A 12,969-nucleotide genomic window follows, 5' to 3' on the forward strand; every position below is an offset into this window, starting at 1 on the left:
GGTCTCCTGTGAATTCACTTCAATCCAACTGCCTTGCGCAGAGCCTCGTTCATTCGGCCCTGCCAGCCTTTTCCGCCTTCCCGGAATTTGCTGATAACCTCTTCATCAAGGCGAAGTGTGATCTGCTTTTTCGGCTGATCCAAGGAAGGGCGTCCGCGAGATCTCCGATGCTCCTCCATGGCTTTGAAAAAGTCCGGTGGAAGAATATCTTTCGCCGGACGCATGTTTGCCAGTTCGTCATCGGTCAATTCCGGAGAATCGACGGAATCCCAATCTTCCTTCGAGTAGCCGCGACCAGCTTCAAACGGTTTCACGGTGTTGGTTTTGGCCATGGCAGCCTCCGTCTTTCCTGTTCGCTCGCCTGTCGGAAGCTGATGATCGAAATAGCTTCGGTCCCGAGCGTCGCGAAGATGATTATCGCAGTTCCGTCGCGGAAATACCCCAATGCCTTCAATCGCTGTCGGCCAAAGGCATCGATTTTACCTGCCGAGATAAAAGCAGTCGTCCAGTCGAATTCCCCGGCATCGGCGAAATCGAAGCCGTGCTTTTCGAGGTTTGCCAGACGCTTTGGCTCATCCCATGTGATTTTCATGATTAAATGTAGCTACATTTAATGAAATGGCAAGACCCGTTTTCGAACCTAATGCTCCCCTTCGCAAAGGCCATGATCCGCCAGCGCCCGGATGACGTAGCAGTCGCCCACCGTGTGGTTGCCGTCGCAGGCGACGATACGCTCCAGTTCATGTTCCAGTTTCCTCAGCTTCGTGATCTTGTCGCGAACATCGGCCAAATGCTCCGAAGCGATCCGGTCGGCGTCGCCGCAGGGCTTTTCCGGATGACCGCTCAATTCCAGCAGGTCGCGGATCGCCTCGATCGACAGGCCGAGATCACGGCCGTGGCGGATGAAGGCAAGGCGTTCGAGGTCGCGCTTCTCATAGCGCCGCTGGTTGCCCTCGCTGCGTTCTGGAGCGGAAATCAAGCCCATCTGCTCGTAATAGCGAATGGTCGGCACCTTGACGCCGGTCCTGCGGGAAAGATCGCCGATGGAAAACATGGATGGCTCCAAACCTATAGTCTCTAGAGCAATATAGGTGCTGGAAGAACGAAATGCCAGCGTCAGGCCGCAGCCTTCTCCATCTGCGCCAGCGCCCGGCAGAGGGCGTCGAAGCAGAGCGGATCGATGGCCGTGCCGATATCCTTCTGCATGATCGACAGCGCCTGCGAGATTGGCATGGCGGCGCGGTAGGGGCGGTCGGCGGTCAGGGCGTCGAAGATGTCGGCTGTCGTGACGATGCGGGTTTCCGGGCAGATTTCGTCGCCGCTGATGCCGTTGGGATAACCCTTGCCGTCCAGCCGCTCGTGGTGGGCGCCGGCAATGCGGGCGACGTCATTGAAGGCGGCGATCTTCGACAGGATGTTTTCGCCGGCACCGGGATGGCTGCGGATCGACTGCCACTCGTCCTCGTCCGGTTTGCCGGGCTTGTCGAGAATCTGGTTGGAGACGCCGAGCTTGCCGATATCGTGAAGCAGGGCGGCGCGTTTCAACGTGCGTCGGGCTGCTTCGTCATAGCCCATTTCCTCGGCGATCAGCTCGGTGAACAGGGCGACGCGCTTGCTGTGGCCGCTGGTGAAGGGGCTCTTGCTGTCGACCACGTCGGCGAAGGCTGCGGCCACGTCGTCGAGATAGTCTTCGTCCACGCCATCGGCCGTCTCGTCCGGGGCGATGGCGATCACTTGCTCGGGAAGCCTGGGGTCAGCCAATGCCTGCCAGAATGCGGTATCGCTGGCGATCTTCGCGAAAGCCTCTGCAAGATCAGGATCGAACCAAGAGCCGGATCGCTTCGCGATCTCGCGCATGGCTACATCGGCACCGCCGCTGGTGTGGAAGACATCGACAACTTGAGACAGTAGCCCGATGCGGGCATTCAGCGAAATCTCCTCGCCCTTCAGGCCGTTCGGCTTGCCCTTGCCGTTCCAGTATTCGTCGAGGTCGAGGATGCCGGAGGCGACGCGCTCGGAAAAGCGCATCATGCGCACGATATCGGCGCCCCGCTGGCAACGGGTCTCGATCAGTTCGCGGGCGATGGTGCCGCCGGTGGTGAAGATGGTGACGAGCGAGCGGAAACGTTCGGAGAGACCGGCCTTCAGGCCGGTGTGCGAGAGCACGAAGCGCAGCACCTGCGGCAGGCTTTCGTCCAGCAGCTTGGCATCACGTTTGAATTCGCGGTCATCGGTGAGATAGAGCTGGCAGATGCGGGCGGCGTTGCTGCTGCAGCCGATGTCCTTGAGCAGCAGCGTATAATAGAGATCGCCCAACGACTCCGCGGGCACTCCGATGGCGCGGCCGATGGCCATGCCGATAAAGCAGCAGCGAACCCCATGGCCTTCGGGCTGACCTTCCGTCAGGTCCAGCGCGTAGCTGAGCGCGCTCAGAAGTTCGGCCTTGCCGATATGCTCCCCGTTTCTCATCCGCAACCTGCCACTATTACCGAGAGCGATATCCCCCGGATCAAGTTGTATGCGCGGAAGCTGAAGGAAGAGTGGAGATTTTCCTTACAATCCGACACCCGGCGCTCATACGGACAACGGGCGCGACATGACAATGGGGCCGGTGACAATGCCGGCCCCATTTTCTGCTTCGACTATTCCTTCGGCAGCCGGTAAGCAATCACATAATCGCCCGGTTTGGTGCCGATGGAGCCGTGGCCGCCGGCGACGATCACCACATATTGGGTGCCGTCATCGGTGGCGTAGCTCATCGGCGTCGACTGGCCGCCGGCGGGCAGGCGGCCCTTCCAGAGTTCGCGGCCGGTCGTCAGGTCGTAGGCGCGGATGTAGTTGTCGACGGCCGCACCCAGGAAGGCAACGCCGCCCTTGGTGATCATCGGCCCGCCGATGCCGGGCACGCCGACCTTGAAGGGCAGGGGCAGCGGCGTCATGTCGTACACCGTGCCGTTGCGATGCTTGTAGGCGATCTGGCCGGTCTTGAGATCGACGCCGGCGACATAACCCCATGGCGGCGCCTGGCAGGGGATGCCGAGCGGGCCGAGGAACGGGCCCATGAACACGCCGTAAGGCGCGCCGTCGTTGCGGTTCAGACCCTGCTCGGAGCCCTTTTCACCTTGTCCCTTCGGCGGGATCTGGTCGCGCGGCACGAGCCTGGAGGTGAAGGCGAGATAGGTCGGCATGCCGAACATCACCTGCCGCTCGGGATCGACCGCAACCGAGCCCCAGTTGAAGACGCCGAAATTGCCGGGATAGATCAGCGAACCCTCGATCGACGGAGGCGTGTAGCGGCCCTCATATTTCAGGCTCTTGAAGCGGATGCGGCAGGCGAGCTGGTCGAACATCGTCACGCCCCACATATTCTTGTCCGTCAAGGGTGGCGGCGAGAAGGTGAGGTCGGAGATCGGCTGGGTCGGGGAGGTGAAATCCTCAGGAATGGCGCCTGTCGGCGCCGGGATTTCCTTAACCGGGATGATCGGCTCGCCGGTGCGCCGGTCGAGCACATAGATGTCGCCCTGCTTCGTCGGGCCGACAAGCGCCGGAACCGGCTGGCCGTCCTTGCCGGTGATGTCGAGCAGCACCGGCTGGGCGGGAACGTCCATGTCCCAGAGATCGTGATGCACCGTCTGGCGCACCCAGCGCACCTGTCCGCTGGTGATATCGAGCGCCACGATGGAGGACGAGTATTTCTCGACATGCTCCGAGCGGCCCATGCCGAGCTGGTCGGGCACCTGGTTGCCGAGCGGGATGTAGACGAGGTTCAGGCCCTCGTCATAGCTGAAGACGGACCAGCTGTTCGGCGAGTTCGTCGTGTAGGTCTGGCCTTCCGGCAGCGGCGTCGTCACATCCGGATTGCCGCTATCCCAATTCCAGATCAGGGCGCCGGTGTTGACGTCGAAGGCGCGGACGACGCCGGACTGTTCCTGCGTCGAATAGTTGTCGTTGACGGCGCCGCCAATGATGATCTTGCCGGCGACGATGACCGGCGGCGAGGTGGAGTAGTAGTAGCCGGCCGGCTTGTACTTCATGCCGGTTTCGAGATGCAGCGTGCCCTGGTCGGCGAAATTCGAGCAAACCTGCCCGTTGGCTGCATCGAGCGCAATCAGGCGGGCGTCCGAGGTCGGCAGGTACACGCGCTCTGCGCAAGGCGTGCCGGCCGTTGCGGCCGCGTCGGCATAGTAGCTGACGCCGCGGCAGGTCTGGTGCTGGCGGTCCGGGTTCATGCCGGAATTGGCATCGAACTTCCACTTTTCCTGGCCCGTCGCCGCATCGATGGCGATCGCCCAGTTGTGCGGGGTGCAGACATAGAGCGTGTCGCGGATTTTGAGCGGCGTCACCTGATAGGTGGTTTCGCCGACGTCATCCGGCAGCTTCACGTCGCCGGTCTGGTACTGCCAGGCGACTTCCAGCGAGGAGACGTTGTCGGTGTTGATCTGGGCGAGCGGCGAATAGCGCTGGCCAAAAGGCGTGCGGCCATACTGGTGCCATTCATTGTCCGGCACGTTGCCGCCGTAGTTCGGGGTGGCGGCAGCGGTGCCGGCTGGCAGTTCGCCGGCCAGATCGAGCGTATCCACAGTCATGGAATAGCCGGCGACGCCGATTGAGAGAATGACGGCTGCGGCGAGCGGCAATGCGCTGGCCTTGTAAACCTGGCCCGTCGGGCTGACGAAGCCGAGCCCGCGGCGGATCGCCGGGATCAGCAGCCAGAGGCCGAGCAGAATGACGATGCCGCCGCGGGGCCCGAGCTGCCACCAGTCGAAGCCGACTTCCCAGATCGCCCAGGCAAGCGTGCCGACGATAAGGAGCGCATAGGCCGTGAGCGCCGAGGCGCGGCGTTTGAAGAGCAGGAAGGCCGTCAGCAGAAAGCCGAGGCCGGCGATGAGATAATACCAGCTGCCGCCGAGCACGATGAGCCAAAGCCCGCCGGCCCCGATCGCCAATCCGATAAGGGTGAAAATAAAAGCAGTTACGCCAATGATCATGGAGTGTCTCCTGCCGCATCTTGGGAGCATGCGACTTTCAGGGATGCCGAAGCGACAACGGTGCCCACCGCCGGCTTCTGTGGCAAAACTAGGGCAGGGGACAGGGGTTTCAACCGTCGGCGATCCCTTCAAGCCAGGTAGATGTAGAAGCGCATGGTGATGGGATATCGTGCTCAGGCACCAGCAGGACGTTGTATTTGGGGGAAAAGGCGTTATCGGTAGGGTTGTATCCGTCGCTTTGATTGAAAGTTGCAAGCTGTCAGATGAAAACCGTTGATGAAGACATGAAATCGCGCGCCGTCGGCTGCCTACTCGGTCAGCTGGCGGGGGATGCGCTGGGGTCTCTGGTAGAGTTTCAGACGCCGAAACAGATACTTGAAGATTACCCCGATGGCGTAAGACGCATGCACGATGGCGGCACATGGAACACCCTTGCCGGGCAGCCGACAGATGATTCCGAAATGGCCCTGGCGCTGGCCAGATCGATTCTTGCTGGAGGTATGTTCGTTCAGGATGGGGCACGACGGGCCTACGAGGACTGGCTCGCCTCCGCGCCATTCGACGTCGGTAACACAGTCTATCGCGGCATCGGCTACGATCCCAATCATGACAGTCAGGCCAATGGTGCTTTAATGCGCGTATCGGTGCTCGGCATTTTCGGTTCCCGGTTCCCGCTGGAGGACGTAGGGATATGGGCGGAAAAGGATGCCATCATCACGCACCCCAATCCCATTTGCCGACAAATAAACAATCTCTTCGTCCGGGCGATTGCCTTTGCCGTCGCTGATGGGCCTCATCCGGTGGATGTCCACAATGCCATGCGCGGATGGGCGGATGAGCTGGACGTCAGTCCTGTGGTCAAAGAGGCTATTGCGGATGCTGCCCACGAACCGCCAAGGGATTTTCTCAATCAGCAAGGTTGGGTTGTTATTGCTTTTCAGAACGCAGTTTTTCGGCTGCTGCACTCGAAGTCGATCGAAGACTGTATTGTCGATACCGTTATGCAAGGCGGCGATACGGATACGAATGCAGCGATTGCGGGAGCACTCGTCGGTGCCGTGTACGGCGACGGCCTTGTTCCGGAACAGTGGCGTCAATGCCTTCTCTCTTGCCGCCCGCAGCGCGGTGACCCGAGGGTGATGCGTCCACGTCCGGAAATTTACTGGCCGGTTGATGCGATAGAGCTGGCCCACCGGCTTCTGGATGCCTGAAGTGGATGAAAAGCGCCATGGGAGCAAGCGAGCATGCGCAAAGGAACATCATCTCAGAACGCGTTCGTCTTGAGTGTAGTACCCGCGCAGAGAGCGTTGATCAGGACGCCCAGCGCGTGTCGGCGGACGAGCGTTATGTCCCGCAAAACGTCCGTAGCACTTCTTCGCCCGGCTTCGGCGGCTCGGCATAGGCGGCGAAGGTGGGCTGGTCCTCGTAGGGACGCGACGTCACCTCGAGCAAGGCCTCGAACAACGAGACATCGCCATCCTCGACAGTTGCCTTGATCACCTCTTCGATACGATGGTTGCGGGGGATGAAAGCCGGGTTGACGGTCCGCATGTCGCTGGCGCGTTCTTCACGCGAGGTGTCCTCGCGGGTCAGGCGATTGCGCCACGCCGAAAGCCAGGGACCAATGGTTGCCGGATCGCGGAAGGTCGAGGCGAAATCCTCTTCAGCCGCATCGTTTTCCGCAACAGCCGAGAGCCGGCGGAAGGCCAGCGTGAAATCGGCGTCGCCCTCGTTCATGCGGGCCAGCAGGTCCTGCACCAGTGCAAGATCGCCGTCTTCCGAGGTCGCAAGGCCGATCTTGCGGCGCATACCGTCCAGCCAGTGGGTTTGGAACACGCGTCCGTAGTCGGCGAGGATGTCGTTTGCCGCTTCCACAGCCTTTTCCGTGTCGTCATCGAGGATCGGCAGCATGGCTTCGGCAAGCCGCGCGAGGTTCCATTGGCCGATGCCGGGCTGATTGGCGTAGCCGTAACGCCCGCCCTGATCGATCGAGGAGAAGACCTTGGCGGGATCGTAGGCATCCATGAAGGCGCAGGGGCCGAAGTCGATGGTCTCGCCCGAGATCGTCATGTTATCGGTGTTCATCACGCCGTGGATGAAACCGACGCCAAGCCAGCGGGCGATCAGCGCCGCCTGCCGCTCGCTGACGGCCTTGAGCAGCGCCACATACGGGCGCTCTTCGGTTTTCAGTTCAGGATAATGCCGATCGATGACGTAGTCCGACAGCACCCGGAGATTGGCATGGTCGCCCCGGGCGGCGAAGAACTGGAAGGTGCCGACGCGCACATGGCTTGCGGCAACGCGGGTGAAGACTGCGCCGGGCAGCACCTGCTCACGGTAGACGGGATCTCCGGTCACGACCGCCGCCAGCGCCCGTGTGGCGGGGATACCGAGCGCGTGCATGGCTTCGCTGACGATATACTCGCGCAGCACTGGACCTAGCGCCGCGCGTCCATCGCCGCGGCGGGAATAGGGGGTGGGGCCGGCGCCCTTCAGCTGGATGTCGCGCCGTGTGCCGGTGCGGTCGATGACCTCGCCCAGAAGGATCGCACGGCCATCGCCGAGCAGCGGCACAAACTGGCCGAACTGATGGCCGGCATAGGCCATGGCCACCGGTTCGGCGCCTTCGGGAATGCGATTGCCGGAAAAAATCGCGGCACCGTCGCGCCGGAGTGCGGCCGTATTGAGCCCGAGCTCTTCGGCAAGACCGGTGTTGAGCTTGATCAGCCAGGGTTCCGACACCGGTGTCGGATCGACCTTCGAGAAAAACGGTTCCGGCAGACGCGCATAGCTGTTGTCGAACGGGAAGGGCGCGGTTTGCGACTTGCGTTGAACGGCTTCGGTCATGGCTGCGCCTCCGTGGTCGCCCAAAGGCGAAATATCCTTCTTCCTAGATAGGGTTGTTTGCCCGGAGGTGAAAGGCCGACGGCAAGGATAGCCATTTTTGGGCTGGCCGGCGTGGAGGTTGGCAAGTCGCACCTGCACGCGGTAGCCTCACCCCCACTGCGTTCCAGACGAGTAAAACCAATGATCGCCAAGACCCTTTTCCGCACCGCCCTCTGCGCCGCCATTTCGATTTCAAGCGTTAACGCCTATGCGCAAACGCCTGTGGCATTCGATTTCAACGTCATTCTGTCACCGAAAGCGGAAAAGGCGCTCGTCTCGGCAAAGGAGGGCATCACCTTCGCAGCCTCCTATTACGCCGATCCCAAAAAAGGTGCGGAGAAGCATGCCAACGAGGTCGGCCAGATCGATCTTGGCATCGAGCGGGTCGATCTGCCGGGCAAGCCGGGCAACGTCCATGTCACTGGCGGCGATTTCGATCCCAAGCGGCTGAAATGGATCGAGGGTCCCATTTATGTGAACGTAAACGTGTTTTCGTCCCGCAAAAGCGGCCCGGATAATATCCTGAGCTGCGATTTCATTGATACGGAACTCAAGAACGTCACGGGGCAGGTGACGACGCTCACCTGCTTCCTGATCGAAGAGAATGCGCAGACGCAGGTCAGGCCCTGATCGCCATTAATGCCGCTCGATCGAGGCTGCGATCTCGGCGAGCTTGGTCACCGTCGTCAGGTTGCGGGAGGTGGCGTTGCGGATGCAGCGCAGGCTGAGCCGAGAGCGGCCGGAGCCTTTGGGATAGTGGATATAGACCTCGCGCCCGTCGATCTTGGCCTGCTCCCCATCCGGCGCCACGAGGCTGGCGAGCGCATTTTCCGGCGGCGCTTCGGGCAGGAAGTTGACCATCAGATAGCTTGGCTTGGCATCCGGAAAGGGATTATGAGCCACGATCTCTTCGATTTCGCGGCTGTTGCGCACCATGACGCCCGGCGATTTTCCGAGGATGCGGCCGAGCGCATCATTGAGCTGCCTGCCAGCCTCCTCATCCGAAAGCGCGCTGCGGAAAACCACATTGCCGCTCTGGATATAGGTTCTGACGTCCTCGAAACCGATCTGCTCGCAGAGCGATTTCAGCTCGCTCATCAACAATCGCCCGGTGCCGCCGACATTGACGGCACGAAGAAGAGCAATGTGAACTGCCATGTCCGACCTCGATCCGAAACATCCGAATCACCCTGTTATAAGGTGCTTCGCGGTTTCGGCAAAGTCAGCCTCACATCTTGCCCGCGACCTTGATGGCGAAGGCGTATTCAAAGGCGATTTCTTCCAGCCGCTGGAAGCGGCCGGATGCGCCGCCATGGCCGGCATCCATGTTGGTCTTCAACAGGATCGGATCCGAGCCGGTGGTCTTTTCGCGAAGACGCGCGACCCACTTTGCCGGCTCCCAGTAAGTGACGCGCGGATCCGTGAGGCCGCCGAGTGCGAGGATCGCAGGGTAAGGCTTGGCGCCGACATTGTCGTAAGGCGAGTAGGCGGCCATGCGCTCGTAGGCTTCCCTTGAGTCAATCGGGTTGCCCCATTCCGGCCATTCCGGCGGGGTGAGCGGCAGGGTGTCGTCGAGCATGGTGTTCAAGACATCGACGAAGGGAACGGCGGCGATGATGCCCTTGAATTTTTCAGGCGCCATGTTGGCGATCGCGCCCATCAGCATGCCACCGGCCGAGCCGCCCTCGGCGATGATGTTCGCGTAAGACGTGAACTTCTGTTGATTCAAATAATCGGCCGCTGCGATGAAGTCCTTGAAGGTGTTGGTCTTCTTCTCCATCTTGCCGTCTTCGTACCAGGCGAACCCCTTGTCCTTGCCGCCACGGATATGGGCGATGGCATAGACGAAGCCGCGATCGGCGAGCGACAGGCAATTGGTGTTGAACGAGGCCGGGATAGAGATGCCGTAGGCACCGTAGCCATAGAGCAGGCAGGGTGCGGAGCCGTCGAGGGGCGTGTCTTTCCGGTAAAGCAGGGTGACCGGAACCTCGACGCCATCCCAGCCCGGTGCCATGACGCGGCGAGTGACGTAATCATCCGGATTGTGGCCGGAGGGTACTTCCTGCGTCTTCAGAAGGGTGCGCTCGCGGCTCACCATGTTGTAGTCGAACAGTTGGCTCGGCGTCGTCATCGAGGAATAGGAGAAGCGGATGACATCGGTGTCGTATTCGCCGGCGCCGGAGAGGCCGAGCGAATAGGCTTCCTCGGCAAAGGCGATGGCGTGTTCTTCGCCGGTGGCGCGGTCGCGGATCTTGATCTGCGGCAGGCCGTTTTCGCGCTCCAGCCAAACGAGATGGCGGGCAAAGGCCATGTGGCTGATGATCAGCCGGCCCGGCGTATGGGGCACGACATCTTTCCAGTTGTGACGGTCCGGTGCATTCACCGGCGCTTCCATGATCTTGAAATCCTTGGCGCCATCGGCATTGGTCAGGATGTAGAAAACGCTGCCGCCTTCGGTCATCGAATATTCGAGGCCGGTCTCGCGCGGCGACACGATCTGCGGCTTGGCCGTCAGGTCCGAGGTTGGGATCAGGCGATACTCGCTGGTCTCGTGGTCGTGGATATCGATGTAGATGAAGTCGTCCAGCATCGAGCCGCCGACGCCCATGAAGAAGCCCGGATCCTCTTCCTCATAGACCAGCCGGTCGGAGGATTGCGGCGTGCCGATGATGTGATGGAATATTTTCGACGGGCGGTGGTTGTCGTCGAGCACCGTGTAGAAGAAGCTCTTGCCATCCGGCGCCCAGGCGCCGCCGCCACCGGTGTTTTCGATGATGTCGGAGAGGTCTTCGCCGGTCGCGAGGTCACGGACGCGGAGCGTGTAATATTCCGAGCCCTTGTCGTCATAGCCCCAGATGCCGCGACTGTGGTCAGTTGAATGATCAATGCCGGCCAGACGAAAATAGGCCTTGCCTTCCGCTTCCTTGTCGCCGTCGAGCAGCACAGTGCGCTCGCCGCCATCGCGGGGCTGGCGGAAGTAACGCGGCTGCTCGCCGCCGGTCACGAAGAACGTGCCGTAGGCAAACGGGCCATCCTTCACCGGAACGGATGAATCATCTTCCTTGATACGGCCCTTCATCTCGGCAAACAGCGTCTTCTGCAGCGCCTCGGTATCGGCCATGGCCGCCTTCATATAGGCGTTTTCGGCTTCGAGATGGGTGCGGATATCCGGGTTCAGGATCGACGGGTCCTTGAACATCGCCTGCCAGTTGTCGTCGCGCAGCCAGGCATAGTCGTCGGTGCGGGTGATGCCGTGGCGGGTATCGGTAACCGGCCTTTTGGGAGCAACGGGAGCGGCGGGAAGGTTCGTGAAGATGGACAAGCAATGTCTCCGGCGATGCGAGAAGTGAGGATTTCGGAGATAGAGGTGGGGAAGGGTGGGTTCAAGGGAAAAGGTGGAGGAAGCGTGCGCGCATACCTGGCCCAAGTCCCATTAGCGCGTCGCCACGGATGCCCGTCGGCGAGAGGTTTTCATTTTCGGTGCCGTACCCGCGGCTGCAAGGCCTGGATCAAGCGTGAACAATTCCTTGGCTTTTCCAACGCCTTTCAACGCAAATCGCCCGACGGAAACGAGCTTGTCTCGTTCCGCCCCAAGCAGAAGGTCGGCGAACTCCGACGAGCACAGCATGTCTCGGCCAGTGGATTGGCACATGTCGCTGATGCGACTGACTTCGTTGACCGGCTGGCCAACAACAGTGAAATCGAGCCGGTCGGGCGTGCCGATGTTGCCGTAGAACACATCGCCCGCATGCAGGCCGAGATGGATGTCGGCGACAGGCAGACCCTCTGTTTTGCGGCGTTGTGCAAGCCGGTCGAGCCGCAGCCGTAGATCGTGCTCCGCTTCAACGGCCGCCCGGCACGCATATTCCGGTCGGGAACTCCTGAACATCGCCAGCACACCGTCTCCGATCAGCTTAAGGACGTCGCCGCCGGCCGACCTGACTGCCCCGATCACCGCCTCCGCATAGTCGTTGATCAGAGGGATCAGCTGATCGGCCTGCACGGACTCGGAGAGATGGGTGTAGCCGGTGATATCCGAATACCAGAGCACGGCCCGGATACGCCTTACGGAATCATGCCGGATCGCGCCGTTCAGCACACGCCGGCCGGCATCGCGACCGAGATAGGCTTCCGCGAGCGTCTTCGTCAGCCGGGTTTGGGCAGCGGACCTGATCGCGAGACCGAGGTGAGGCGTAAGTTGCGCCAGGCAGGCGACATCACCGTCGGTGAATCCGCCCGGCCGGGCCGTGGTGAAATACGCATAGAATGCATTGACATCCTCGACCCGTATTGCCTGCCGCGTGCGGTAGACGAATGCCAGATAATCAGTCTGACCGGCGTCACACAGGTCCTGGATCGCTGGATAGCCTTGGGTTTCGCCGTGCTCCAGCCGGCAGCGCAACGAGGTCTCGCGCCGATGCAGCATTTTCAGGAAGGGGCTGCTCGACCACTGACCCACATCTTTCGGATCGCGACTGCCGACATGGTCCTCTTCGCGGAACGGGTTCTCTGGGTTCTCGTCCCAGAAAAACGCGCGCGCCTGATACATCGGATGAAGCGTGTCGATCATCACGAAGACTTTGCCGAGCGGCAGTCCGGCCTCGACGCATCGTTCGCAGAATGCCTGCGTCAGCGAGGCCTCGTCTCGAATCCCAAGCAGGCCAGCCTCGGCCAACCACGCAGCGATCTCTTTGCAATTATGGCTATCCATGACGCGATCATAGCGGCATCATAAGCAGGTAAGAAGACGAATTGCGCCGCCGCGCGCGTTAATCTTGCCAGCGCCATGAACAGCGGTTTCGGGCGCATAGCGGTTGTCACTGCAGCCAGTGAAATCAAAGTTCCATCGACGCTTAAAGGACGGCGTCAGCGTCGCTGCCAACACCGCTCTTCCAGCCGACCACTTCATCCGCGTGTCCCGGGCCTATACCGTTCCCATGCCGGGGTGACGGCTTTTGCTGCTTTGCGGTGGCAACCCCCGCACCTGCGAGAAAACAGTTGAAAATTTAACTTAAATTTAGGGCAAGTGCGGGAGTCTCGCGCCAACGGGCGCAATGTCTCATCCGCGCTTTTTTCCGGGCATCAGGCCTTTTCC

The 12,969-nt window shown here is 61.1% G+C and carries 11 protein-coding genes; 2 read left to right on the forward strand and 9 right to left on the reverse strand.

The genetic code is table 11. The annotated features are described in order from the left end of the window. Window positions 1-14 precede the first annotated feature (14 nt). The 5 genes from BLX89_RS08230 to BLX89_RS08250 form a co-directional block, all read right to left on the reverse strand. A complete protein-coding gene (locus BLX89_RS08230) occupies window positions 15-332 on the reverse strand; it encodes a BrnA antitoxin family protein (RefSeq protein WP_075290168.1) in 318 nt (105 codons plus the stop codon). Next, window positions 311-592, reverse strand: coding sequence for a BrnT family toxin (locus BLX89_RS08235; RefSeq protein WP_075290169.1), 282 nt, complete (start codon window positions 590-592; stop codon window positions 311-313). The genes BLX89_RS08230 and BLX89_RS08235 overlap by 22 nt, the downstream gene beginning before the upstream one ends. A 48-nt stretch (window positions 593-640) precedes the next feature. Beyond that, complete coding sequence (locus BLX89_RS08240) at window positions 641-1,054, reverse strand: MerR family transcriptional regulator (RefSeq protein ID WP_075290170.1); 414 nt, start codon at window positions 1,052-1,054, stop codon at window positions 641-643. Window positions 1,055-1,116: 62 nt separating this feature from the next. After that, window positions 1,117-2,469 carry an HD-GYP domain-containing protein gene (locus BLX89_RS08245; RefSeq protein ID WP_075290171.1) on the reverse strand — a complete coding sequence of 451 codons (1,353 nt, stop codon included), beginning with the start codon at window positions 2,467-2,469 and terminating at the stop codon, window positions 1,117-1,119. Between the two features lie 173 nt (window positions 2,470-2,642). Continuing rightward, window positions 2,643-4,988 carry a glucose/quinate/shikimate family membrane-bound PQQ-dependent dehydrogenase gene (locus BLX89_RS08250; protein ID WP_075290172.1) on the reverse strand — a complete coding sequence of 782 codons (2,346 nt, stop codon included), beginning with the start codon at window positions 4,986-4,988 and terminating at the stop codon, window positions 2,643-2,645. A gap of 263 nt (window positions 4,989-5,251) precedes the next feature. On the opposite strand from BLX89_RS08250, the gene BLX89_RS08255 reads away from it, so the two are divergent. Then, window positions 5,252-6,199 (forward strand): ADP-ribosylglycohydrolase family protein, encoded by a 948-nt coding sequence (locus BLX89_RS08255; protein ID WP_075290173.1) that lies wholly within the window; start codon window positions 5,252-5,254, stop codon window positions 6,197-6,199. A 133-nt stretch (window positions 6,200-6,332) separates the two neighbouring features. Here BLX89_RS08255 and BLX89_RS08260 read toward each other — a convergent pair whose 3' ends face one another. After that, complete coding sequence (locus BLX89_RS08260) at window positions 6,333-7,835, reverse strand: protein adenylyltransferase SelO (protein ID WP_075290174.1); 1,503 nt, start codon at window positions 7,833-7,835, stop codon at window positions 6,333-6,335. A 180-nt stretch (window positions 7,836-8,015) separates the two neighbouring features. Between BLX89_RS08260 and BLX89_RS08265 the strand changes: the two genes are divergently transcribed. After that, window positions 8,016-8,504 carry a hypothetical protein gene (locus tag BLX89_RS08265; RefSeq protein ID WP_075290175.1) on the forward strand — a complete coding sequence of 163 codons (489 nt, stop codon included), beginning with the start codon at window positions 8,016-8,018 and terminating at the stop codon, window positions 8,502-8,504. A gap of 6 nt (window positions 8,505-8,510) precedes the next feature. Here the strand turns inward: BLX89_RS08265 and BLX89_RS08270 are convergent, their stop codons facing one another. The 3 genes from BLX89_RS08270 to BLX89_RS08280 all read right to left on the reverse strand — a co-directional run bounded on the left by BLX89_RS08270 (window position 8,511) and on the right by BLX89_RS08280 (window position 12,585). Beyond that, window positions 8,511-9,032: a DUF1697 domain-containing protein gene (locus tag BLX89_RS08270; protein WP_075290176.1), complete on the reverse strand. Its 522-nt coding sequence runs from the start codon at window positions 9,030-9,032 to the stop codon at window positions 8,511-8,513. Between the two features lie 70 nt (window positions 9,033-9,102). After that, window positions 9,103-11,196 (reverse strand): S9 family peptidase, encoded by a 2,094-nt coding sequence (locus BLX89_RS08275; RefSeq protein ID WP_075290177.1) that lies wholly within the window; start codon window positions 11,194-11,196, stop codon window positions 9,103-9,105. 111 nt (window positions 11,197-11,307) lie between these two features. Continuing rightward, window positions 11,308-12,585 (reverse strand): adenylate/guanylate cyclase domain-containing protein, encoded by a 1,278-nt coding sequence (locus BLX89_RS08280; RefSeq protein WP_075290178.1) that lies wholly within the window; start codon window positions 12,583-12,585, stop codon window positions 11,308-11,310. Window positions 12,586-12,969: the final 384 nt, after the last annotated feature.

It is taken from the genome of Pararhizobium arenae, assembly GCF_001931685.1.
Taxonomy (GTDB): Bacteria; Pseudomonadota; Alphaproteobacteria; order Rhizobiales; family Rhizobiaceae; genus Pararhizobium; species Pararhizobium arenae.

What these genes read in the sequence shown, in the direction of transcription:
- BLX89_RS08230 (WP_075290168.1), bottom strand. Translation starts at nt 332, where the DNA reads ATGGCCAAAACCAACACCGTGAAACCGTTTGAAGCTGGTCGCGGCTAC.
- BLX89_RS08235 (WP_075290169.1), bottom strand. Translation starts at nt 592, where the DNA reads ATGAAAATCACATGGGATGAGCCAAAGCGTCTGGCAAACCTCGAAAAG.
- BLX89_RS08240 (WP_075290170.1), bottom strand. Translation starts at nt 1,054, where the DNA reads ATGTTTTCCATCGGCGATCTTTCCCGCAGGACCGGCGTCAAGGTGCCG.
- BLX89_RS08245 (WP_075290171.1), bottom strand. Translation starts at nt 2,469, where the DNA reads ATGAGAAACGGGGAGCATATCGGCAAGGCCGAACTTCTGAGCGCGCTC.
- BLX89_RS08250 (WP_075290172.1), bottom strand. Translation starts at nt 4,988, where the DNA reads ATGATCATTGGCGTAACTGCTTTTATTTTCACCCTTATCGGATTGGCG.
- BLX89_RS08255 (WP_075290173.1), top strand. Translation starts at nt 5,252, where the DNA reads ATGAAAACCGTTGATGAAGACATGAAATCGCGCGCCGTCGGCTGCCTA.
- BLX89_RS08260 (WP_075290174.1), bottom strand. Translation starts at nt 7,835, where the DNA reads ATGACCGAAGCCGTTCAACGCAAGTCGCAAACCGCGCCCTTCCCGTTC.
- BLX89_RS08265 (WP_075290175.1), top strand. Translation starts at nt 8,016, where the DNA reads ATGATCGCCAAGACCCTTTTCCGCACCGCCCTCTGCGCCGCCATTTCG.
- BLX89_RS08270 (WP_075290176.1), bottom strand. Translation starts at nt 9,032, where the DNA reads ATGGCAGTTCACATTGCTCTTCTTCGTGCCGTCAATGTCGGCGGCACC.
- BLX89_RS08280 (WP_075290178.1), bottom strand. Translation starts at nt 12,585, where the DNA reads ATGGATAGCCATAATTGCAAAGAGATCGCTGCGTGGTTGGCCGAGGCT.